The following is a 24426-nucleotide window of genomic DNA, read 5'->3' on the forward strand; positions in this document are numbered from 1 at the left end:
TCAAGCAAAAAACCTCCTATGTTATAATAATTGCGGGTTTAGCCAACCACAAAAAAGACATAGGAGGTATCCAAAATGGATATGAATAGTTTAGCCCATACTAAATGGGAATGCAAGTATCATTTGGTATTTGCACCAAAATACAGAAGACAGATAGTATATGGAAAAATTAAAGCAGATATTGCTCAAATATTAAGTACATTATGTAAGCGTAAAGGAATAGAGATAATGGAAGCAGAATGTTGTGTGGATCATATTCACATGTTAGTTAGAATACCACCCAAATATAGTGTGTCTGAAATAATGGGATATCTAAAAGGAAAAAGTTCACTGATGATATTTGAAAGACATGCTAATCTAAAATATAAGTATGGAAATCGCCATTTTTGGTGTAGAGGATATTATGTAGATACGGTAGGAAAAAATACAAAGAAGATACAAGAATATATTGCAAATCAATTGAAAGAAGATCATGAATCGGATCAAATGACATTGAATGAATATATAGACCCGTTCACGGGTGAGCCAGTACAAAAAAGCAAGAAGTAGTCCCTGAAAGGGAAGCTAGGGAATAAAGCTATAATGAAAGGCTCAAGGAGCTTGCAGGAGTAAGGAGGCAATAAAAAAGGCCCTTTAGGGCTGCCTGAGAAGGAAGTGCGGTTGGCAAAACCATCAGGCGCCTCCGGGCGCAAGCAGGGAATAGACCCTTACAGGGTCAGAGCAAGCCACCGGCTAAGCCGGTGGTCTTGACTTATAAAAGATTAAAATTGTCCTTTGAATAATAAAAATATCCGATATTTTTTTCTGGTGATGTCACCTATAATCTAGTTGTAAGCAAGAAGCCACGAAAGGAGGATGGGAGATAGTGGAAGAATTATTTCGCATGGAAGGAATAAGCAAAAGTTTTCCGGGTGTAAAAGCCTTGGATAAAGTATCCATGAATGTATGTAAGGGTGAAGTGCTTGGACTCGTTGGTGAGAATGGAGCAGGCAAGTCTACACTAATGAAAATACTGTCAGGAGTTCATCGAGCTGACGAGGGAGATATCTATATAGAAGGTGAAAAGGTAGTAATTGACTCTGTCAGCAAGGCTCATGACCTGGGAATAAGTATTATTATGCAGGAGCTGAATATGTGCGGTCACTTAAGTGTGGCAGATAATATTTTTATCGGAAGAGCGCACAAAAAGGGATTGTTTATAGATGACAAGAAAATGCATGAGGAAGCCCAAAAAATATTGGATGATTTGGGGATTGAGCTGTCTACTTATACACAGGTAAGCACTCTCAGCGTTGCGAAGCAGCAGATGGTAGAGATTGCAAAGGCAATCAGTTTTCACTCTAAAATACTTGTATTGGACGAACCTACAGCAACCTTGACGGAGCGTGAGATAGAGCAGTTGTTTGGAATTATCCGCCGTTTGCAGCAAAGAGGTGTAGGAATGGTGTATATTTCACACCGTATGGCGGAGCTGAATCAGATTTGTGAGCGAGTAACCGTAATCCGAGATGGTCAATACATCGGAACAAGACATCTAAGTGAAATTTCAATGGATGAATTGGTGAATATGATTGTAGGCAGGTCTTTGGAGGATAAATATCCGAAGTATAAGAGAAAAATAGGTGATATTGCGCTAGAGGGTAAAAATATCCGCAGAGGAACGAAAGTAAATGTTGACCATTTTCATGTAAGAAAAGGTGAAATCCTTGGTATAGCAGGCTTGGTAGGTGCCGGACGAACAGAGCTGATGCGATGTGTGTTCGGAGCAGATATGGCGGATAGCATGGAGCTGACCCTAGAAGGAAAGCCGATTAAGGTAAACTCTGTAATCGAGGCAATCAAGCATGGAATTGGCTATGCGACAGAGGATAGAAAGAGAGACGGATTGGCACTTGGATTGGATATCAAATACAATACCAACATGGCCCATTTGTCACAGCTTTCAAAGTTTGGCTTCCTCAATGATAAGGCGGGAGCAGAAAATGCAGAAAAATATGTAAAGCTGCTTCGCACAAAGACACCAAGTATCCACCAGCTATGCCAAAATTTATCCGGTGGAAACCAGCAAAAGGTAGTTTTGGCAAAATGGTTGTGCAACGATGTAAAGGTACTCATTGTGGACGAGCCTACAAGAGGAATTGATGTAGGAGCAAAGTATGAGGTATACGAATTGTTCAATCAGTTAAGTGAACAGGGTGTGGCAATTATCATGATTTCTTCCGAGCTTCCTGAAATATTAGGTATGAGCGACAGGGTTCTCGTAATTCATGAAGGAAAAATCAACGGAGAGCTGGATGCCAAAAAGACGACGCAGGAAGAAATCTTATATCTGGCGGCAGGCTATAACAAATTAGAGAAAAAAGCAGCCCCTAAATTATCAGCAGGAAGCTGACGGAAAGGAAAAAGAAATAATGAATTCATTTAATAAGTTAAATGTTGCTACTAAACGAGCAATTTATTCTTTCGGAATTTTAGTTGCACTGTTTGCACTATTTTCTATTTTATCTTTTGATAAGTTTTTGGCACCTACAAACCTGCAGAACCTTTTGCAGCAAATTGTTACATACAGCATTATCGGCTGCGGTCTGACCGTTTGTCTTGTCTGCGGCGGAAACGATCTTTCAGCAGGTGCATCCATGGCATTGTCAGGTATTATAGTAGTAAGTCTTCTGGCAAAAGGAATTCCGTTATGGATATGCATTGTATTATGTCTGTTTATGGGAATTATGACTGGTGTAATGAACGGATTTTTTATTGAAATACTCGGTGTTGTTCCATTTGTTGCAACGCTTGCGACCCAATGGGTCTATCGAGGGCTTGCCAACGTAATTGTAAACGGTGCCCCGGTATATACAACTACTATACCTTCTGAGAAGGTTCAGGCACAGTTTTATCTGCTTGGAGGAGGACGTATCGGAGGAGACGGACTGCCTTACAGTGTTATCATCACCCTTGTATATGCGATTATTATCGGAATTGTACTGGCAAAAAGCCGTATCGGACGTCAGATTTATGCTTGTGGTTCTAACTTGGAAGCAGCAAAATTATCCGGTATCAATGCAGTAAAAACACGTATGTTTGCATATTGTGTATCTGGTTTATCAGCAGCTATCTGTGGTATTTTAGTAGCTTCCAGATTATCAAGTGCACAGCCGACAGCCGGTGTGGGATATGAGATGGAGGCGATTGCAGCATCCGTTCTTGGAGGTATATCCATTTTAGGTGGAGAAGGAACTATTCTGAATACGATTATCGGAGCGCTTATGATGGGTGTTATCCGAAACGGATTGAACCTAAACGGTGTCAATTCATTCTGGCAGCAGGTAATCGTTGGTCTTATCCTATTGATTGCAGTAGCATCACAGACAGCAAATAAGGCAGGAAATTTGGATAGCATCAAACGATTCTTTTATAAAAAACAAAATGCATAAATAATGCATAAATGAAGGAGGATATTTTAGTATGAAAAGAGTAACAGCATTACTATTTGCGGGGATATTAGCAGTATCATCTCTTGCAGGCTGCGGTTCTGCAACATCAAGCAAAAAAGAGGCAGCAGCAGAAGTAACACAAAGCACCACAGAAACAGAGGCTGCGGATAAAGAGGCAACAGATGCAGCAGCAACAACATCTGCAGAGAAAAAGACCATTTATGTAATCGTTAAAGTATTAGGAAACCAGTATTGGAGCGTATTGCAGGCAGGAGCAGAGCAGGCAGGCAAGGAATTGGGATGTAACGTAGTTGTAATTGGAACTGCTTTGGAATCAGATATTGAAGGTCAGCTTACATTATTACAAAATGCGGTATCCGCTCAGGCAGATGCTATCGTAATTGCACCATTAGACAGTGTATCTTTGGATGCACCGATTACAGAAGCTTATAATTCCGGAACACCGGTTGTTTTAGTAGATACTTTGGTTAAGAGCGAGAACTACAGTGCTGCATTGATGACAGATAATGTTGCAGCTGGAAAAACTGCAGCAGAGGAATTAATCAGAAGAATGAAAGCATCAGGCGTATCAGAGACAGAAGAGGCACAGGTTGCTATTCAGGTTGGATCTACCGGTTCCCAGACAATCAATGACCGTGTAAACGGCTTCAATGAGTATTGGGCTGCAAATGCACCAGAAAGCTGGACCGTATTAAATGATGATATTAAAGTAAATGAAGGTGATATCAGCAAGGCAGTTGGTTTCTGTCAGGACTTCTTAACTACTTATCCAAACTTAAAGGGCGTATTTGGACCAAACAACGGCTCTACAGTAGGATTTGTAACAGGACTTACAGAGGCACAGAGAACAGATATTTCTATGGTAGGCTTTGACTTCTCTTCTGAAATGGAAACAATGATCAGAACTGGAAACTTTGATGTGGCTTCTGTTGTACAGCGTCAGTACTTCATGGGATATGACGGAGTGGAAACAGCACTTAAACTGGCACAGGGTGGAACTGTAAGTGAAAAGAAGGTTGATACTGGAGTAGTTTTGGTAGATAATACTAATGTAGATTCAAAAGAAGTACAGAGTATTATTAATCCGTAAATTCATAAATACAGGAATAATAAAATGCTTAATACGCTTTTCGGGAATCCGGAAGGCGTATTAGTGATTTTCAAAAGGAGTCAGAATGGGTGATATGAAAAAAAACAGTTTTGTTATTGGGCTGCTTGCATTAGCTGTTTTAATGCAGGCGGGGTGTGACTATGTAGGAGGAGACGCAAAAGCCGAGGGGGTACCGGAATATGTGTTTACTTATGCAGAGAATCAGGCGGAGGGGTATCCGACGACAGAGGCAGCACATTATTTTTCTGATTTGGTATATGAGCGTTCCGGCGGGCGGATAAAAATAGATGTCCACTCGGCAGGCTCACTTGGTGATGAAGTGGCTATTATTGAGCAGCTTCAGTACGGAGGGCTGGATTTTGCAAGAGCCTCTATTATGACGATGGGAGAATTTATACCCAAAATTAATGTTTTACAGCTTCCGTATTTATATAATGATTCGGATCATATGTGGGATGTATTGGAAGGAGATATTGGACAGGAGTTCATGGAGAGCATGGAGGAGCACAGTCTGATTGCATTGTCTTGGTATGATGCAGGGACAAGAGACTTTTATACAACACAAAAAATAACAAATTTGGAGGAGTTAAAAGGAAAGCGAATCCGTGTGGCAAAATCGGAATTTATGGAGAAGATGGTAGCAGCACTTGGAGCGACACCTGTGGCAATGGATTATTCTGAGGTGTACTCAGCTTTGGAGCTGGGGCAAATCGACGGTGCCGAGAACAATTGGCCTTCTTATGAATTCACAGAGCATTATAAGGTAGCAAAGTATATGCTGTTGGATGAACATAATCGGATTCCAGAATTGCAGTTGATTTCTCAAATTACATGGAATAAGCTGTCGGAAGAGGATAGAAAAATAATAAAAGATTGCGCCGAGGCATCCTCTGTGTATGAACAACAGCTATGGAAAGAGCAGGTTGAAGCATCAAAGAAAAAAGCCGTTGAGCAGGGAACCGTTGTGACAACCTTGACAAGTCAGGAGAGACAACGGTTTCGAGAAGCTGTGATACCGATATATGAAGAGCTTTCACCAGAATATGGGGAATTGATAAAGAGGATTATCGCTGCTGAAAAATAGAAAAAGGCACTTCGTGCCAAAATGCGCATCTCGCGGAGTGTAAGTAGTTGCTTCACAATCCGCGAAGGCGCAAAAAAAAAATGTGCAAAGCACATTTTTTTGTTTTATCAACTTATTTTGTTGTAAAGAATTTCTCCTTGATAAGATCGGTCGGCATCTCCTGATCGGTCCAGATTTTAAACGCTTCCGCTCCCTGATAGAGAAGCATGTACATGCCGTTGAAGGTGTTTAATCCGGCAGCTTCTGCTAATTTTAAGAGCTTTGTCTTCTGTGGATTGTAGATAACGTCTGATACAATCAAATTTTCATGAAACATCGTGCTGTCGTTAATGATGCTGCTGTCAACGTTTGGTGACATTCCAACGGAGGTTCCGTTTGTTAAGATGTAGCTTTCGGAAATACTTTTCCGAAGGGAAGTGTCATCCGGTAGCTCATATAGGGCAGCCTTGCAGCCTGTCGTCTTGGTGATATTGTCAACCATCTGCATAGCACGGTCAAAAAATTGATCCTTAATGCTGTAGACGTCAATCTCGGATACACCGTCAAGTGCAGCCTGTGCACAGATGGCAGTTGCAGCACCGCCAGCCCCAAGAAGTGTCATTTTTTTGCCGATAATATCATATCCTGCGTCTTTTACAGCAAGCATATAACCCACACCGTCCGTATTGTGTCCTGTCAAGACTCCGTTGTCATTTACAACAGTATTTACGGCACCAATCAGCGTCGCCGCGGGGGAAAGCTTGTCAACATATTCACAAATAAGGTTTTTATCCGGCATCGTGCAGTTAAAGCCACGTACGCCGAGCACCTTGAAGCCGTCTACGGCTGTTTTTAAGTTATCTGTTCCCACATCAAAAGCCAAATAAGCATAATCAAGATTCAAAAGTCGAAATGCCTCATTGTGCATCATCGGTGAAATACTGTGCGCAACAGGGCTTCCGAGCAAACCTGTGAGAACCGTGTGACCGGTAATTCGTTCTATCATTTTCATCCCGCCTTTTCTACGTTTAAGTAAAACTAGTTATATGATAAAGGAAAAAAATTTGTATGTCAAATGTAATTCGCAATAAATTAACTTGAACCAGAGGCGGATGTCGGATATAATAAAATAAGGAAAATAAAAGGAAATTGGCAGAAAAATGGAATTAAACAAAAATAAGATAAAACTACTGGCGAGCATCGGCTTAATTGCAGCGGCAGTAATGTGGGGATTTGGATTTATCGTCGTAAAAGATTCTCTTGATTTTATACCGCCGGTCTATATGCTTGCATTTCGATTTACATTGGCAAGCGCAGGTCTTGGAATTGTATTTCACAAAAGGATTTTTAAAATTAACAAGAAAAATGTAAAATCCGGTTTGATACTGGGTATATTACTTTATATAAGCTACTTGCTGCAAACGATTGGTTGTCAGTATACGACAGCAGGAAAAAATGCTTTTATCACGACAATTTATGTCGTGATTGTTCCGTTTTTATATTGGGCAATGAGTAAGAAGAAGCCGGATATTTACTGTGTTGTGTCGGCTTTTATGGCAATTGCAGGAATAGGGCTTTTGTCATTAACAAGCGATTTAACGGTAAATATTGGAGATGTCTTGACCTTTTTATGCGGCATTGGTTTTGCACTGCATTTGATTTATATCAGTAAGTATTCCAAAGGTCAGGACCCGATTATACTGACTTTATTGCAAATATTTACGGCAGCAGTTCTTTCCTGGATAACGGCTCCGTTTATAGACGGAGGCTTTCCAAGCCATATTGTGGATACCGACCCTGTGATTGCAATTCTTTATTTGGGAATAGGGGCTACAATGATAACGTTTTTGCTGCAAAATATCGGGCAGAAATATGTCGAGCCGTCCACGGCAGCCGTACTCTTATCGATGGAATCTGTATTCGGAGTAATATTTTCGGTCACCCTCTTGGGGGAGGTTTTAACGACAAAAATGCTGGTTGGCTGTGCTCTGATTTTTACAGCGGTTATTATGGCAGAGACGAAATTTGATTTTGCGAAATTCGCGGTTAAGAAAAGGAGTGAGAAGAATGCTTAAACGATTTTATCCGAGTGAATATGTCAATTCCTCCTATGTGATTAATTATGAAGAGCTGTATCAGGCAGGTTATCGTGGCATTTTATTTGACATTGACAATACGCTGGTTTCGCACGGTGCGAAGGCAGACGATAAGGCGATAGAGCTTATTACTTGCCTAAAAAACATCGGATTTCGGGTCTGTTTGATATCTAATAATAAGGAAGAAAGAGTCAGAACCTTTAATGATGAGGTTCATGTAAAATATATTTATAATGCGCATAAGCCGTCAAGAAGTGGCTATCACAAGGCAATGGATACAATAGGAACGAACAAGGACAATACTATTTTTATAGGGGATCAGATTTTTACGGATGTGTTCGGTGCTAACCGCGCCGGTCTAAAGACGATACTTGTAAAACCAATCCATCCGAAAGAGGAGATTCAAATCGTATTGAAGCGATATTTGGAGAAGATAGTTTTGTTTTTCTACATGAAAGGACAGAAGAAAAAGCCTTAAATGGATTATAGTGGGGCTTATACAAAAAAATAGTTGAAAAAGTTAATCAGTTAATATAAAATATAAAAGAGTGTGGTAATAAAAGCGATTACCATCGGCATTATTTTAAGGAGGAATATCAGACATGATATCAGCAGGTGATTTTAGAAATGGTATTACAATTGAAGTAGATGGAAATGTATTCCAGATTATTGACTTTCAGCATGTAAAACCGGGAAAAGGTGCAGCTTTCGTTAGAACTAAATTAAAAAATATCAAGAGTGGCGGCGTTGTTGAAAAGACATTCAGACCTACCGAGAAATTTCCACAGGCTCGTATTGATAGAAATGATATGCAGTATTTATATTCAGATGGGGATTTATATAACTTCATGGACGTAGAGACATTTGAGCAGATTGCATTGAATGCAGACGAAATCGGCGATGCATTAAAATTTGTAAAAGAAAATGAAATGGTTAAAATTTGTGCTCACAACGGAAGTGTGTTCGCAGTAGAGCCGCCTTTATTTGTTGAGCTTGAGATTACAGATACAGAACCGGGCGTTAAGGGTGATACGGCTACAGGTGCAACAAAGCCTGCTGTTGTTGAAACAGGTGCAACCGTATATGTTCCTTTATTTGTAAACCAGGGAGATAAGATTAAAATCGATACCAGAACAGGTGACTATCTCTCAAGAGCGTAATTATCAGAATGAAATAAATAGTATATAGGAATAGAGAATGTTTCTATATACTATTTGTTATAGTAAAAATATATTTTTCTATGTGAAAAGATCACATTCATTTTGCACTTTCGTGCATAACTTCCTTTTTTAAATAATTAAATAATTTTGAATATCTAAAATGTTACAGTTTGATTCTTAATATTGTTAGGTGTTTTTTTGTGACAAATCAGAAGGGCATATCAGATATAAATTTGGGGTTTATATAAATAATTTGCCGCAAAATAATCAGAGAGTGTATTTTTGCGCGTTCAGGGGGGATTACATGAGAAAATTGTAAGAGAGACAAGAAGTGAGGGTACACGTAAATAAGGAATAAAGCAAATGGAAAAATAGGAAGGCTATTTTGGAAAGGAAATGTATGGAGTATCATTTATTTTTAAGGGAAGTTAAGGGACAGGTGGCTGTTATGCTAGGGGATGGCTTTGAGGTTGAGTTGAGAACTGTCACAAAAAATAACAGTGTTATTTTGGATGGAATTGTAATTCGAAGGGGAGAGGAACGAGTATCGCCTACCATCTATTTAAACGGATATTATGGAGAATATATGCGGGGAGCTAGCATAGAGCAGATTACAGAAGAGATAATGGCGCTTTATGAGAGTAATAACGCAGGCATTGATGTTGATGTTGAATTTTTTTCGAGCTTTGAAAAAATAAAAGACAGAATCGTATTTAAGCTTGTCCACTATGAAAAAAATAAGCAGCTTTTACTTCAGATACCGCATGTCAGATTTCTGGATATGGCGATTGTATTTTATTATCTTGTTTGCAGTGATGAGCTGCATCATGCATCCATATTGCTTCACAACTCCCATATGGAGCTTTGGAAAAAGGAAGTATCGGAGCTGCTTGCAATTGCAAAACAGAATGCACAGAAGATATTGGAATTTCGGATTAATCACATAGAAGATATTTTGCGAGAAGAATTTGGAGAAGAATTCCCGGAGGAAAAATCAGAAGCAAGTATTCCGATGTATGTGCTGAGTAACCAAAGTAAGCTAAACGGCGCAGCGTGTATGCTGTATCCGGATGTATTGAAGGATTTTTCGGATAAAATGGAGAGTGACTTATTTTTGCTGCCGAGCAGTATACATGAACTGATTGTAATCCCACAAAGATGCGGTGCAAAGCCGGAAGAATTAAGGGAATTAGTGAGGGATACAAATGACAATCATGTGGAAGCGGAGGAAATATTATCCTACAGTGTATATCAGTACTCGAGACAGCAGGATTTTATACAGATATTATAGTAAAGTTTGCAAAATTATTAAGAAACTATAAACTTCCAATTGATTCTTTGGGCTGAATGAGGTACAATACTAGTTGTGGTGTGAACCACCACCAATTAGTATGCACTCGTAGCTCAGGGGATAGAGCAATGGTTTCCGGTACCATGTGTCGGGGGTTCGATTCCCTCCGGGTGCATAGCGTAAGATATTTCCAGTTGAATTTGAGCCTAAAATTTGTTAGTATATCTGAATATATTGTAAATTGGATTATGTCGGGTAAGATATTCCAATTTTGCAGAGTATACTATTTACGTTTGAAAAATCGAAAGATAAAATACATCAAATGTTCACTGTTTCATTATATAATGAAACGTAATTCGGAAAATCAGGAGGTTTATATGAAACTTAATTTCGAGAATATTAAAACATTTTTGATAAAAAACAAAAAATATGTATTGATAGGAGCTATTTTTATTGTAATGGTATTTACTCTGGTTAGAGTATCCTCGGGAAATGCTTCAAAGGAAGCGGAGGAAGCAAAATCAGAGGAAGTGATCAAGGTGGATGAGACAACAGCGCAGGAGCCGGCAGAAACAGAGGAAGCAGCCACAAATGACTTGCTTACCGATGCCTATCCAGAGGTCAATGACCTGATTAACAGGTACTTCACGGCAATGGCAAGCGGAGACATTGATACACTTCTGCAGATACAGAATCCGCTGAGTGAGGAAGAACAGGCACAGGTTTTACAGAAAATGGAATATATCGAGGGATATAACAACATTACTGTTTATACTAAAATCGGACCGACAGAGAACTCCTATATTGTATTTGCATATTACGAAATTAAATTTATTAACATTGATACGTTAGTTCCGGGAGAGACTCCGCTTTATGTCTGCACAAATGACGACGGAAGCCTTTATATTTACAATGGCGAACTTTCACCGGAGGAGTCTACTTATCTTTCTGATATTACGTCAGGGCAGGATGTATTGGATTTAATTAATTCGATTGAGACAAAGTTTGCAGAGGCGCAGGAAGCAGATCCTGATTTAAAGGCGTTTATTCAGAAGCTTTCCGGTACAACGGAGGAAGCAGCAGAAGAAGAGACAACTGAGGAGGAGCAACCGGCAGAAGAACCAGCTGTTGAGGAAGAGCCGGCAGCAGAGGAAACAAATGCTGACGGGATGCAAGTTGTAGATGAGACCGTATATGCGGCTGAGACAATCAATATAAGAGAATCAGATAATCAGGATTCTGCAAGAATTGGACAGCTTTATATGGGAGACAGTGCAAAGAGAACTGCCATCTACTCAAATGGCTGGAGCCAGATTGAATACAATGGACAGACCGGATATGTATTGACGGAATATTTGACAGACACCGGTGCATTGCAGGAAGTAAAATATTTAACCTCAACTGTTAATATCAGAGCTGAGGCAGATGAGAGTTCATCCAGAGTCGGAACGGCATACTTAGGTGCTAAAGTTACGAGAACAGCGGTATTAGACAATGGTTGGAGCAGAATCAACAGTGACGGTGTTGTCGGCTATGTAAAATCAGAGTATCTCGCGGATACTTATAACTAAAAAGAGATAATGAAGGTGCTGCAGTTTTGCAGCACCTTTTTGAATTGTATCATAGGAAATTCCTATGAGGATTAAGGTGTCAAAACATTCCAATGTTTTGCGATAAAATTTTACATAAAAGTTCATAAATATCCATATCCTAACCTTACTAAAAGGAAATCAAGGTGCTACCTAATGAATATGGAGGTGAATTTTATGATTGCCAGCTCGGACAGGCAGCTTTTGAAGGAGACATATCAAAGCAGCAGAAAGGGAATTGATACAATCAGCATGCTGTTGAACAAGGTCTATGATAACGATTTGAATTATGAAATGAACGAACAGCTTCAGCGGTATCGGGAGATTAACTCGAAGGCATCGGACAGACTGATTGAATCGGGGGTTATGCTAGAGAACAATCCTTTGAATAAGTTTAAAATGTGGTCTGCAATTCAGGCGAATACTATTTTTAATACAAGTACAGAGCATATTGCCAATATGGTAATCCGCGAAAATTCGGAGGGAATGACAGGAATTATGTCAACCATGAGAGAGAATGACCACGCATCCAGGCATTGTGTGGAGTTAGCAAATGAGCTGCTGGCATTTGAAGAGGAAAGTATTCGAAAATTAAAAAGCTATTTATAGTTAAAAGCTATAAATAGCTTTTTAATGTCAATGCGCAACCCGCTCGAGTGCGAAAAATGTGCTTTGCATATTCCTTTACAGAAAGCTTGACTATTGGAGAGGAGGCAGTTAAACTATACATACGGCAGAAAATATGGCAGCAGTCAATGCTGGAGGAGCTTTATGAGTGATCAGATGAAAAAGAATTTTGAGAGAAAAACGGAAGAACCGGTTCGGATTAATAAATATTTGAGTGAAGCAGGAATTTGCTCGAGGAGAGAGGCAGACAGGCTGATAGAGGCAGGTAAAGTGACCGTTGACGGCGTAAAGGCAGTTATGGGAACGAAGGTGGATGACAGCCAAAAAATTTGTGTGGATGGGAAAGAAGTGCAACATAAGGAGAAGATGGTACTTCTTGCCTTTCATAAACCAGTCGGGGTGGTATGCACCACCCAGAAGAAGGAAAAGAATAATATCGTGGATTATATTAACTATCCGCAGCGAATTTATCCGGTTGGCAGGCTCGACAAGGATTCACAGGGCTTGATTTTGATGACCAACCAAGGTGATATGGTTAATAAAATGATGCGTTCCGGAAACGAGCATGAAAAGGAATACCTTGTGGAGGTAGACAAGGTCGTCACGGAGCAATTTTTGCGTGGAATGGCAAAAGGTGTTCCTATCTTGGAAACCGTGACAAGACCATGTAAAATTGAAAAAACGGGAAAGCGAACCTTTCGCATTATTATAACGCAGGGGCTGAATCGGCAGATCAGACGAATGTGTGAATATTTCGGCTACAAAGTATGTAAGCTGGAAAGAATAAGAATCATGAATATTAAGCTGGGAAATTTACCGCAGGGGAAATATAGAGATATCACGCCCGGAGAATTAAAAGAACTTCAAAGGCTTATAAAAAATTCCTCGAATACTACAATATATGGAGAGCAAAATGAGCGAAAACAAACTAAACCGAATCAAGGAACTAATCGAAATTTTAAATAAGGCAGGCAGGGCTTATTATCAGGAAGCGTCAGAGATAATGAGCAACTATGAATATGATGCGCTGTATGATGAATTGCTGGCACTGGAACAGGAGACCGGTGTTGTACTTGGCAACAGTCCAACGATAAATGTAGGATATGAAGTACTTAGTGAACTTCCAAAGGAACCTCACGAGAGGGCGATGCTCTCCCTGAACAAAACAAAATCAAGGGAAGAGCTTGGCGAATGGATGGGGGAGCAGGAAGCCATAATTTCGTGGAAACTTGACGGTCTTACAATTGTTTTGACCTATAGAAACGGTGAGCTTCAAAAGGCAGTTACGCGTGGAAACGGCGAAGTAGGCGAGGTTATTACGAATAATGCCAGAGTTTTTAAAAATATTCCGCTGAAAATCAGCTATCAGGGTGAGCTTATTTTGCGTGGTGAGGCGGTAATCCGCTATTCTGATTTTGAAAAAATCAACAATCAGATTGAGGACGTCGAGGCGAAGTACAAGAATCCAAGAAACCTTTGCAGCGGTTCGGTAAGACAGTTAAACAATGAAATTACAGCGAATCGAAATGTAAATTTCTTTGCGTTTTCCCTTGTGAGGGCGGAGGGAGTTGAGTTTCAAAATTCCAGAAAAAATCAATTTGAGTGGCTGAGGGAACAAGGTTTTGAGGTTGTAGAATACAAAATGGTGACCAAAGATACCTTGGAGGAGGCAATTGAGTATTTTTCAGAAAAAATAAAGAGCAATGATTTTCCGTCGGACGGACTTGTTGTTCTCTATGATGATATCGCCTATGGACAGAGACTTGGTGCCACATCAAAGTTTCCAAGGGATTCGATAGCGTTTAAATGGGCAGATGAGATTAAGGAGACAACGCTTTTAGAAATCGAATGGAGTCCGTCCAGAACAGGGCTGATTAATCCAGTTGCCATTTTTGAGCCGGTTGAGCTTGAGGGAACGTCAGTGAGCAGGGCAAGCGTCCACAATATCAGTATTTTAAAGAGTCTTGAGCTTGGATATGGAGATACAATCGAGGTATACAAGGCAAACATGATTATACCGCAAATCGCAAAAAACCTGACAAGAAGCGGCGTCTGTCCGATACCTACAGCCTGTCCGGTGTGCGGTGGAAACACGGCGATACGCAAAATGAATGATGTGGAAGCTCTTTACTGCGAAAATCCGGAATGTCTTGCTAAAAAGATAAAAGCATTTACGTTATTTGTGAGCAGGGATGCCCTAAATATTGAAGGCTTATCGGAAGCAACACTGGAGAAGTTTATTGCAAAAGGCTTTATCAAGGAGTTTGCTGATATTTTTAAGCTTGCACAGTTCGAGGAGACTATTGTAGAAATGGAGGGCTTTGGAAGGAAATCCTTTGATAACCTGATGGCAAGTATAGAGAGGTCAAGAGAGACAACTCTTCCAAGGCTTATTTACAGCTTGGGAATATTAAACATCGGTGTGTCAAATGCCAAGATGATTTGCAAGGAATATGGCTATGAGATAGAACATATTATACATGCTTCACGTGAGGAGTTGTCTCAGATAGCAGGAATCGGCGGGGTAATTGCAGACAGCATTGCATCTTATTTTGACAATCAAGATAATTTGGATAAGCTTTCTCATTTGTTGGAGGAATTGACCTTAGAGAAAATTGAAATCAACGAGGAGGAACAGATATTAAAGGGTAAAGTATTTGTCATTACAGGAAGCCTTGAGCAGTTTGAAAATCGAAATGCCTTAAAGGAGCTAATTGAGGAAAAAGGCGGTAAGGTGACGGGAAGCGTTACCTCCAAGACAAATTATCTGATTAATAATGATACGACCTCCATGTCCTCCAAGAACAAGAAGGCAAAGGAGCTTGGTGTAGCTATTATTTCTGAGGAAGATTTTATGCAGATGATGTAGCCTCCTATTTCCTATATCGACAAAATGTGCTATACTGTTGAAAGAGAAAAACGCAGCGTAAAACTTAACATAAAATGTAACGGTTCAGAGCCAAGCAAATTAGATGAAGATATGCGTAGAATGCTCGCATTCTTAAGCATACTCTTTATCAAATTTATTTGGCGGATACGCCACATCGAGGAAACACGTAGTGTTTTCGAGATTGGCTCTGAACAGTTACCATAAAATTATAGAATGAGACGGTGATATTATGCCAATTAAGGTACAGAGCGATTTACCCGCTAAGGGAATACTAGAAACAGAAAATATATTTGTGATGGACGAAGGTCGTGCGATGCATCAGGACATTCGTCCGATTGAGATTGGAATTTTAAATCTAATGCCGGTAAAGCAGGATACGGAAATCCAGCTTATGCGGGCACTTTCCAACACACCCTTGCAGGTAGATTTGACCTTTCTAAATGTGTCCAGTCATGTATCAAAGAATACATCGGCAAGTCATTTAAATAAGTTTTACAGTACTTTTGATGAAATTAAGCACAGAAGAATGGACGGACTCATTATCACCGGTGCACCGGTTGAGCAGATGGAATTTAAGGATGTAAATTATTGGAATGAATTAACCCAGATTATGGAGTGGTCCAAAACAAACGTGACCTCAACCTTTCATATTTGCTGGGGTGCTCAGGCAGGCTTATACTATCATTTTGGAATTAACAAGGAACCGCTTGACCAGAAAATGTTCGGCTTATTTAAGCATTCCGTCCTTAATCGCAAGGTTGCGCTGGTAAGAGGTTTTGATGACGAGTTCTATGCGCCTCATTCCAGACACACAACGGTGTCAAGGGAAGCGATTGCGAACAACCCGAAGCTTACGATTCTTGCAGAATCCGAGGAAGCCGGAGTATACATCGTAATGGCAAACGAAGGCAAGCAGATCTTTGTCATGGGACATCCGGAGTATGACAGAGTGACACTGCATAATGAATATACGCGGGATAAGGAAAAAGGACTGGAGATTGAGATACCGAAAAATTATTATGCAGGTGATGACGATACCGGAAGACCATTGCTTCAGTGGCGGTCACATTGCAATAATTTGTATACGAATTGGTTGAATTATTATGTTTATCAGGTAACTCCTTATGATTTGGAGGCTAGTGAGCCGGAGTATATGATATAGCAGGAAATTCCTTGTGTTTTGCAAGGGTTTGAGAACCGTCTCGTAGAGGGGCGGTTTTTGTTTATATTATTTCATACATTTTCATGGATTTTGGTTTGAATGGTGTAAACTTGGTAGGGCGGAGTAAAGGGAAAAGGATTAATTAGCGTATTCAAAGAATTATTAATATATAGACATAGGGAATCATATTCGTAATTTACGAGAGCAAAAATTAGGTTTAACACTAGGATTGTTAATGAAAACGTTGGGATTGAAAGGAGTAAATTTAAATGAAAGAAATAGTAATGTTAGATATTAAGTTTGAATATAAAAATGAAATAAAGAACATTAACCCTATTTTATTAATAGATAATAATGACATTATTTTAGTTGATTGTGGATATTCTGATTTTTTATCTTTACTAGAAGCTGAAATGAAGGCAAAGGGTATAGAGCCTAGTTCATTGACGAAAGTATTGATTACTCATCATGATGATGACCATATGGGAGCTTTATATGAAATTAAAGAAAAGTATCCACATATAAAGGTAGTCTCAAGTGAAATAGAGAGTGAGTATATTTCTGGCAAAAGAAAATCACTTAGACTGTTACAAGCGGAGGAAATGTTAACTTTTATGCCAGAAGAACAGAAACAATTTGGAATTGAATTCTGTGAAGCCTTAAGGAAAGTAAAACCTGTCAATGTAGATATAACGGTTAAAGATGGTGATTATTATGAATGGGCCGGAGGATGTCAGGTGATATCTACTCCTGGTCATATGCCAGGTCATATTTCTCTATTTTTAACAGAGACTAATTCTATTGTGACAGGTGATGCAGCAGTTATAGAGGATGGTGAATTAGTAATTGCAAATCCGCAATTTACACTTGATTTAGTTCTAGCTGAAAACTCACTAGAAAAAATTAAGTCTATGAATGCAGATAATTATTATTGTTATCATGGAGGAAAATTAGTAAGAATAATAACTAAGTAATATAATCCTTATATACCTTTCTTCCAGGGCGGAAAGGCAACTTACATACATAGAATGCTTAAAACTGCGCATATTAAATGTTACAAAGCAAGCAGTAGAGAGAATTCAGAATAACTCCTACTTATAATTATAAAAGGAGGAATATCATGCCAAAAGATAGTCAACCAGATAACAAAGAGGCAAGAATGGAAAAATGCAATGGACAAACACCAATCACAAGAGAAAACCAAAACAAGAATAAAAATGCAAAACGTCACTCCATTGAGAATAATGATGTGTAGGTGATTGCTCATTAATTAAAATTAGTTGATAAATATTTAAAATAACGATGATTATCATATAAATGCGAATTCTAAGGAATTCGCATTTATTATTTGTGTAAATGGAAGAAGTACAATACCTCTGATTTTTTATGATTGCTTGACAATATGTAATGTAAGGCGTATAGTTAGCAATATATGGTTAGTCAAAACTAACCATTGGGATTAAATTTATTAAGAGGAGGATTATATATGTCTGTAGAATTGAATGGGGTTATGGAGACGCTGCTGGTTACGCTTTATATCAGGGCAAAAGATGCAATGAGCAGTACTCCCGTAATCAACGATAAAAAAGCTGCTGAAATGATTAAAAAAATTGATTATGATTTTGAAAAATTTGACAGCGGTGTGATGTCTTATTACGGGGTTTTGGCAAGAACAAAAATTATGGATGAGCAGGTAAGAAAATTTATCAGTAAAAATCCAGACTGTGTTATTGTTTCGGTAGGCTGCGGTCTCGACACCCGATTTTCACGGGTGGATAATGGTAAAATAGAATGGTATAATCTGGATTTTCCAGAAGTCATAGCTCAGAGGGAGCTGTTTTTTGAAGCTCACGACCGTGTAAAAAACATTGCGAAATCAGCTTTAGACCCTACATGGCCACAAGATATCGAAATAAACGGGAAAAAATTATTGGTTCTTTCAGAAGGTGTGCTAATGTATCTGAAAGAAAGTGATGTCAGAGAGTTTCTTGAAATACTGACAAATGGCTTTGAAAGTTTTGAGGCACAGTTTGACTTGCTGTATAAAGGACTGGTCAACAAGGCAGGTATGCATGACACGATAAAAAAGACGAACGCACAATTTAGCTGGGGAGTGAAAGACGGTAGTGAAGTTGTTAATCTTTGCCCCGTTATGAAACAAAAAGGACTGATTAATTTTACGGATGAATTAAAGTACCTGCTTCCTGGTGCAAAAAAGTTGCTGACACCTATTATGTATATTACGAATAACAGACTAGGTGTATATACTTATAAGAAAATTTAACCTATTTATAAATACCCAAGTCCCCTGATTTTTTTTCTTTTCTTGTATTATAATACAGAAAGTAATAAAATGGTAAAAGGGAGATGTTGAAAGGGGATAAAGAAATAAATTTATAAGACTACTTTTATGCAGATTCTCTAGTGAGAATCTGCTTTTTTAGCTTCATGGAGGATAAGAATGCTTAAAGAGAAATTTCAAGAAATAGAAAGTTACATGTGTGAATGTATGAATGACAGTGCACATGATAGGGAGCATGTATATAGGGTTTTATATACTGCATTAGACATAGCAAAATATGAAGAAAATATAAATTATGATATATTGATTACAGCCTGTTTGCTGCATGACATTGGAAGAGAAGAACAATTTCAAAATCCTAATCTGTGCCATGCAATAGTTGGAGGTGATAAGGCAAATCAATATTTATTAGAGTGTGGCTGGGAGCCGTCTGACGCTCAGGCAGTCAAAGAATGTATCATATCTCATCGGTACAGGACGCATCATTTACCGCAAATAATGGAAGCTAAAATATTATTTGATGCAGACAAATTAGATGTTACAGGGACGTTAGGAATCGCAAGAACGTTATTTTATAAAGGATATGTTTCAGAGCCATTATATTCAACGAATGTAGAAGGTGAAATTTTGGACGGAAGTAAAGATAATGCTCCATCATTTTTTCAAGAATATAAATTTAAGCTGGAAAGGCTGTATGATAAATTTTATACGAAAAGAGGACAAGCATTAGCGATGGAGAGGCAGAAAGCGGCTGTAGATTTTTATAATAATATGCTGCGAGAAGTGCAGTCGGCCTATTCTCTGGGGAAAGGGCAATTAGATAAGGTATTGGATTTTTAATTTTCTATACTAAAAATGAACGGTCTATTTCAAAATAAATAAAAACATCGAATTATAGAAAGGAGAAACTGAATGATATTATCAGGAAAAGAAATCATAAAACATATGGGAAAAGAAATTATTATTTCACCATTTGACACAAATAAAGTAAACCCTAACAGTTATAATCTTACCTTGGCCAATGAGTTACTTATTTATGAAGCCGAGGAACTTGATATGAAGGTTCCAAACAAAACGAAGCAGATTGTAATTCCAGAAGAGGGGCTTTTACTACAGCCTAATATTTTATATCTCGGACGTACAAATGAGTTTACTAAAACCACTAAATTCGTTCCTATGCTGGAAGGGCGCTCATCCATAGGAAGGTTGGGACTTTATATTCATGTGACTGCCGGTTTTGGTGACGTTGGTTTTGCCGGATACTGGACATTAGAAATTCATTGTATACAGCCGGTTAGAATCTATCCAGATGTTGAGATATGTCAAATTTATTATCACAATATTATGGGGGAATATGATTTGTATGACAGCGGCAAATACCAGAACAACAGGGGAATTCAACCAAGTTTATTGTATCGGGATTTTGAAAAATAAGGGATGAGTTTTAAATGGGGTGAAATAATAAAAATCAGTATATTATTAATCAAGGTATTATCAGCATAGAACGATATCATGAATTTACAAGGCTATTTTTAAATGTTTTATCAGACAATGGAATAGTGATAAAGGATATTTTCTTTTGTCCTCATACCAAAGAAGAGAATTGCAAATGCTTTAAACCAAAGACAGGACTTTATGAACAAGCTTTATTAAAATATCCAGCTATTGATTTAGAAGAATCTTTACTAGTAGGGGATTCTCTATGTGATATTGAACTTGGTAATAGAGTAGGAATCAGAACATATGGGATTAATATAAAATCAGACCTGTTTGATTATATAAAAATTGAATCATTAGCAGATTTGAGTGACTATTTATAAGAAAGATACTTAGGAGATATCTAATCACTTAGGGAGGAGAATATATGGGGCAAATAACATACCGATTGGCAAAACGTGATGATCGCTATTTGCTGGCTATGCTAAAGAAGGAAGTGTGGAATACTACATATAGGGGTATCTATCCAGACGAAAAAATAAATAGTTATGACATATTGAGGAATTCTTTAAAATTTGAAGAGATAATTAATAATCCAAATATTAATTTATATGTTGCTGCTGACAACGAACAAATTGTTGGTTACATGAGTTGTGGTGAACCATGCAGACCATTTCGCAATTTTAAGCAGGAAATTGGATTACTCTATCTACTGAAAGAGTATCAAAGAAAAGGAATAGGACGAACGCTTTTTACTATAGGCAAAGATATAATTAAAAGCAATGGCAATGATGAGTTTTTCATATCAGTCAATAAATATAATATAGATGCTCTTAATTTTTATGTTTCAATGGGCGGTAAAATAATTCATATTGATGAAGACAAGGAAGATAAGTCAAAAGTTCAAATAAAACTACATTATCATGTATAGAAAGAGAACTGCCGGAGGAAAATTATGTTTGATGAACCGATTAATTCTAGTTTCTTTATAGTTTACTATTGACCTAGAGTAAACGCTAAGGTTTATAATCTTATTATGAGCATAAGGCTATCCTTGCAAAGTGCTGTTAAATGCATAAGTGGGATAAAAAATTTCAATGTAAAAGGAGAAAAACTATTATGAAAACTATGAAATTAGGACAATCAACCTTGCAGGTACCGGTCATTGCAGTTGGCTGTATGCGTATTAACGGATTAAGTAAACCGGATGCGGAGCATTTTGTACAAACAGCTTTGGATAATGGTGCTACTTTCTTTGATCACGCCGATATTTATGGTGGTGGGACTTGTGAAGAAATATTTGCAGATGCGATTCATATGAATGACGCAATACGTGAAAAGATTATCCTGCAATCGAAATGCGGAATTAGAAAGGGCATGTTTGACTTCTCTAAAGAACATATTTTAGAATCGGTAGATGGCAGCCTGAAACGCCTAAAAACGGATTATCTGGATGTTCTGCTTCTGCACCGCCCGGATGCATTGGTTGAACCGGATGAGGTTGCCGAGGCATTCGATAAGCTCTATAGCAGCGGAAAGGTTCGTAACTTTGGTGTATCGAATCAGAATCCCATGCAGATACAGTTGCTTCAAAAATCGTTGAAGCAGCCGATTGTGGCAAACCAACTGCAGTTGAGTATTACTAATTCCACTATGATTTCGGCAGGCATCCATGTCAACATGCTGGATGAAGCTGCTGTCAACCGTGATGGCAGCGTGTTGGATTTCTGTCGTTTGAACGATATTACGATACAGCCGTGGTCACCTTTCCAACATGGTTTTTTTGAAGGCATCTTTTTGAATAATGAAAAGTTTCCAGAGCTAAATGCCAAGATTGACGAGATTGCTTCCAAATATGGAGTTACTAATACTACGATTGCGTTGGCCTGGATTCTTCGCCATCCTGCACACATGCAGCCTGTAACAGGAACTATGAATGCAGAACGCTTAAAGGATTGCATTAAGGCAGCAGATATTTATTTGACCCGCGAGGAGTGGTACGAAATCTATCGTGCAGCTGGGAATATCCTGCCGTAGGACAGGTCAAAATAAATTTGGAAAAAGGAGTGTAATAGATATGAAGAAAGTAGTAATAACCGGCGGAAACGGACTGTTAGGTCCTTATGTCGTAGATCATTTTGTAGAAATGGGTTATGATGTTCTGAATGTAGATATTACGAAACCAGAAAAAAGCTCTGCAAGATTTTTAAAGGTTGATCTTATGAAGCTGGGTGAATGTTATGGTGCATTGGAGGGAGCGGATGCTGTTGTGCATCTTGCAGCCATTCCGGTGGCATACAGCCATCCAAATGAGGTGACTTTTCAGAATAATGTGATGAGCACCTATAATATTCTGGAAGCTGCGGCTGGTCTCGGTATTAAGAAGGCAGTGATTGCATCCAGTGAATCTTCCTATGGTATAGTGTTCTCCAAGCAAAATCTGGCGCCTCAATATGTTCCGATGGATGAAGAGCATCCGCAGTTGCCGGAAGACTGCTATGGGTTATCCAAAATCGTAGCAGAAAAAACTGCAGATATGATTAACCGCCGATGCGGTATGCAGGTGGTGTCTTTCCGTATTGGCAATGTTATTACGCCTGAAAACTATAAGAAGTTCCCGGAATTTATTCATGAACCGAAGATGCGCCGAACGATTTTATGGAGCTATATTGATGCGCGTGATATCGCTGTGGCATGTAGATTAGCTATTGAAGCAGAGGGTCTTGGCTCCATAGCGCTTAATCTCTCGGCGGATGATACGAGTATGGATATAAAAAGCAGTGAGCTGATGAAAGCTGAATTCCCTGAGGTAAAGGATATCCGTATTCCGATTGACAATTACCATACATTGCTTAGTAATGAAAAGGCTAAAAAGGTATTAAATTGGCAGCCTGTACATTACTGGCGTGATAATGTACCAAAATAAAATATGAGGTGACTATGAATACCAATCTGTTTACCGGAAAAGCTGAAGTTTATGCACAGGCCCGCCCGAGCTATGCAGCCGAAGCAATTGACTATATTTGCTCGCTTGCACCGCAGGATGCCGTATTTGCTGATATTGGAGCGGGTACCGGCAAGCTTTCAGAGCTTTTGGCCAGATGCGGAAACATATTGTATGCGGTTGAGCCAAACGACGATATGCGCTTGCAGCTTGAAAAAACGCTTGAGCCATATCACAATGCCCGTGTTTTGAATGGTACTGCCGAAAATACTAATTTGCCAACTGCGGGCGTGGACGTGATAACCGTGGCACAGGCGCTTCATTGGTTTGAACCGGCGACTTTCTTAAAGGAATGTCTGCGTGTACTTAGACCGGAGGGATTTGTCGTTGCGGTTTATAACACTGATCCGAAAAGCGAAGGTCCTGTCCACAGCAAAACGTCCACCGATAAGTTTTTTGATAATCATCCCGTAATACGTGAGTTTTCAAATCCTGTCTATTACACTCGCGAGAATTGGATTGCCTATCGGTTGTCGCATTCGCACGACCCGAAACCGGGTGAAGAGAGGTTTAAGGCTTACATCGCTGAAGTAAACGGGGATTTCGATCGCAATAACGTAGAAGGTTTGATTAAGTTAGATCTCATGACGACGGTATATACCTCCGGAGGTAAAAGACCATAATAAACAAAATATACAAGTAATGAACCAAGCCCCATACCCTAGGGCTTGGTTCATTAAAAATAGCAAGAAGACAAATTATTTACATAATACAGGAGGTTATGATGAACAGACTAATTACAGAGGCTTTGCGAAACCAGTTTGACTCCACATTTCATATGGCACGTATACTTGTAAAGGTTTGTCCGGAAAAAATCTGGGCTGCATCTTATAACGAAGTGCCCTTTTGGCAGCAGGTTTTTCATTTCGTCTATTTTATTGATTTCTGGATGCGCGAGAAGTATGATGATAGTGAATGGCGTACAATGATTTTTGATGATACCTATACAACTGACTTATATGCAGACAGCTACGAAGGGTTATTTATACCACAAGGCAAAATGCTAGAGTACCTTGACGCAATTCAAATAAAAACTACGTCGATGTTTAATAATCTGAATGATGAAAAATTGAGTGTTTCTGTTTGTGGTGATAATCCACAATATACATATGCGGATGTGATTATTGGGCAAATAAGACATATCATGTATAACATTGGCTACTTAAATGGCATTTTGCGCGAGTTAGGGTTGCCGGAATCGGATTGGTATGCCTATAATGAACCGGAAGGCTCATGAACATA

General features: G+C 38.9%; 26 protein-coding genes and 1 tRNA gene. 26 read left to right on the forward strand and 1 reads right to left on the reverse strand.

The annotated features are described in order from the left end of the window. The first annotated feature begins 75 nt into the window (after positions 1-75). From tnpA to CTY48_RS00600, 5 genes are all read left to right on the forward strand, one after another. Complete coding sequence (gene tnpA / locus CTY48_RS00580) at positions 76-549, forward strand: IS200/IS605 family transposase (protein ID WP_099466475.1); 474 nt, start codon at positions 76-78, stop codon at positions 547-549. A 313-nt stretch (positions 550-862) separates the two neighbouring features. After that, positions 863-2392, forward strand: coding sequence for a sugar ABC transporter ATP-binding protein (locus tag CTY48_RS00585; protein WP_099466577.1), 1530 nt, complete (start codon positions 863-865; stop codon positions 2390-2392). A gap of 19 nt (positions 2393-2411) precedes the next feature. Then, positions 2412-3431: an ABC transporter permease gene (locus tag CTY48_RS00590; RefSeq protein WP_099466578.1), complete on the forward strand. Its 1020-nt coding sequence runs from the start codon at positions 2412-2414 to the stop codon at positions 3429-3431. Between the two features lie 31 nt (positions 3432-3462). Next, positions 3463-4542: an ABC transporter substrate-binding protein gene (locus tag CTY48_RS00595; RefSeq protein ID WP_099466579.1), complete on the forward strand. Its 1080-nt coding sequence runs from the start codon at positions 3463-3465 to the stop codon at positions 4540-4542. A gap of 94 nt (positions 4543-4636) precedes the next feature. Next, a complete protein-coding gene (locus CTY48_RS00600) occupies positions 4637-5647 on the forward strand; it encodes a TRAP transporter substrate-binding protein (protein ID WP_099466731.1) in 1011 nt (336 codons plus the stop codon). A gap of 112 nt (positions 5648-5759) precedes the next feature. Here CTY48_RS00600 and aroE read toward each other — a convergent pair whose 3' ends face one another. Further along, positions 5760-6632, reverse strand: coding sequence for a shikimate dehydrogenase (gene aroE / locus CTY48_RS00605; RefSeq protein WP_180272601.1), 873 nt, complete (start codon positions 6630-6632; stop codon positions 5760-5762). 154 nt (positions 6633-6786) lie between these two features. Between aroE and CTY48_RS00610 the strand changes: the two genes are divergently transcribed. The 21 genes from CTY48_RS00610 (at position 6787) to CTY48_RS00705 (ending at position 24421) form a co-directional block, all read left to right on the forward strand. Beyond that, positions 6787-7701: a DMT family transporter gene (locus CTY48_RS00610; RefSeq protein ID WP_099466580.1), complete on the forward strand. Its 915-nt coding sequence runs from the start codon at positions 6787-6789 to the stop codon at positions 7699-7701. Then, on the forward strand, positions 7694-8200 hold the full coding sequence (locus CTY48_RS00615) for a YqeG family HAD IIIA-type phosphatase (protein ID WP_099466581.1): 507 nt from the start codon (positions 7694-7696) through the stop codon (positions 8198-8200). Before CTY48_RS00610 ends, CTY48_RS00615 begins: the two co-directional genes overlap by 8 nt. A gap of 124 nt (positions 8201-8324) precedes the next feature. Further along, entirely contained in the window at positions 8325-8882 is a 558-nt protein-coding gene (gene efp / locus CTY48_RS00620) for an elongation factor P (protein ID WP_099466582.1), read from the forward strand. Positions 8883-9267: 385 nt separating this feature from the next. Next, complete coding sequence (locus CTY48_RS00625; protein ID WP_099466583.1) at positions 9268-10173, forward strand: DUF5688 family protein; 906 nt, start codon at positions 9268-9270, stop codon at positions 10171-10173. 102 nt (positions 10174-10275) lie between these two features. Next, positions 10276-10348: transfer RNA gene (locus tag CTY48_RS00630), tRNA-Arg, on the forward strand. Positions 10349-10550: 202 nt separating this feature from the next. Next, a complete protein-coding gene (locus CTY48_RS00635; protein ID WP_180272602.1) occupies positions 10551-11744 on the forward strand; it encodes an SH3 domain-containing protein in 1194 nt (397 codons plus the stop codon). A 195-nt stretch (positions 11745-11939) separates the two neighbouring features. Then, a complete protein-coding gene (locus CTY48_RS00640) occupies positions 11940-12371 on the forward strand; it encodes a hypothetical protein (protein ID WP_099466585.1) in 432 nt (143 codons plus the stop codon). Positions 12372-12533: 162 nt separating this feature from the next. Further along, positions 12534-13355, forward strand: coding sequence for a 23S rRNA pseudouridine(2604) synthase RluF (rluF, locus tag CTY48_RS00645; RefSeq protein ID WP_099466586.1), 822 nt, complete (start codon positions 12534-12536; stop codon positions 13353-13355). Then, positions 13303-15258: an NAD-dependent DNA ligase LigA gene (ligA, locus tag CTY48_RS00650; protein WP_099466587.1), complete on the forward strand. Its 1956-nt coding sequence runs from the start codon at positions 13303-13305 to the stop codon at positions 15256-15258. The genes rluF and ligA overlap by 53 nt, the downstream gene beginning before the upstream one ends. 250 nt (positions 15259-15508) lie before the next feature. Beyond that, a complete protein-coding gene (gene metA, locus CTY48_RS00655; protein ID WP_099466588.1) occupies positions 15509-16441 on the forward strand; it encodes a homoserine O-acetyltransferase MetA in 933 nt (310 codons plus the stop codon). 269 nt (positions 16442-16710) lie between these two features. Beyond that, entirely contained in the window at positions 16711-17415 is a 705-nt protein-coding gene (locus CTY48_RS00660) for an MBL fold metallo-hydrolase (RefSeq protein ID WP_099466589.1), read from the forward strand. Between the two features lie 146 nt (positions 17416-17561). Continuing rightward, complete coding sequence (locus CTY48_RS19935) at positions 17562-17696, forward strand: hypothetical protein (protein ID WP_268876700.1); 135 nt, start codon at positions 17562-17564, stop codon at positions 17694-17696. A 231-nt stretch (positions 17697-17927) separates the two neighbouring features. Further along, on the forward strand, positions 17928-18725 hold the full coding sequence (locus CTY48_RS00665; RefSeq protein WP_099466590.1) for a class I SAM-dependent methyltransferase: 798 nt from the start codon (positions 17928-17930) through the stop codon (positions 18723-18725). A 177-nt stretch (positions 18726-18902) separates the two neighbouring features. Further along, positions 18903-19583, forward strand: coding sequence for an HD domain-containing protein (locus CTY48_RS00670; RefSeq protein ID WP_099466591.1), 681 nt, complete (start codon positions 18903-18905; stop codon positions 19581-19583). 72 nt (positions 19584-19655) lie between these two features. Further along, the gene (gene dcd, locus CTY48_RS00675; protein WP_099466592.1) at positions 19656-20177 is read left to right on the forward strand and encodes a dCTP deaminase; all 522 of its coding nucleotides are present in this window, start codon (positions 19656-19658) and stop codon (positions 20175-20177) included. A 65-nt stretch (positions 20178-20242) separates the two neighbouring features. After that, positions 20243-20563, forward strand: coding sequence for an HAD-IIIA family hydrolase (locus CTY48_RS00680; RefSeq protein ID WP_268876702.1), 321 nt, complete (start codon positions 20243-20245; stop codon positions 20561-20563). A gap of 44 nt (positions 20564-20607) precedes the next feature. Further along, positions 20608-21111, forward strand: a complete 504-nt coding sequence (locus CTY48_RS00685) for a GNAT family N-acetyltransferase (RefSeq protein WP_099466594.1) — start codon at positions 20608-20610, stop codon at positions 21109-21111. A 188-nt stretch (positions 21112-21299) separates the two neighbouring features. After that, positions 21300-22217 (forward strand): aldo/keto reductase, encoded by a 918-nt coding sequence (locus CTY48_RS00690; protein ID WP_099466595.1) that lies wholly within the window; start codon positions 21300-21302, stop codon positions 22215-22217. 40 nt (positions 22218-22257) lie between these two features. Then, a complete protein-coding gene (locus tag CTY48_RS00695; protein WP_099466596.1) occupies positions 22258-23106 on the forward strand; it encodes an NAD-dependent epimerase/dehydratase family protein in 849 nt (282 codons plus the stop codon). A gap of 14 nt (positions 23107-23120) precedes the next feature. Beyond that, positions 23121-23807 carry a class I SAM-dependent methyltransferase gene (locus CTY48_RS00700; RefSeq protein WP_099466597.1) on the forward strand — a complete coding sequence of 229 codons (687 nt, stop codon included), beginning with the start codon at positions 23121-23123 and terminating at the stop codon, positions 23805-23807. 101 nt (positions 23808-23908) lie between these two features. Further along, positions 23909-24421 (forward strand): hypothetical protein, encoded by a 513-nt coding sequence (locus CTY48_RS00705; RefSeq protein ID WP_099466598.1) that lies wholly within the window; start codon positions 23909-23911, stop codon positions 24419-24421. Positions 24422-24426 lie beyond the last annotated feature (5 nt).

Origin of the sequence: Konateibacter massiliensis (assembly GCF_900184995.1) — a bacterium.
In the GTDB taxonomy this organism is placed as follows: domain Bacteria; phylum Bacillota; class Clostridia; order Lachnospirales; family Lachnospiraceae; genus Lachnotalea; species Lachnotalea massiliensis.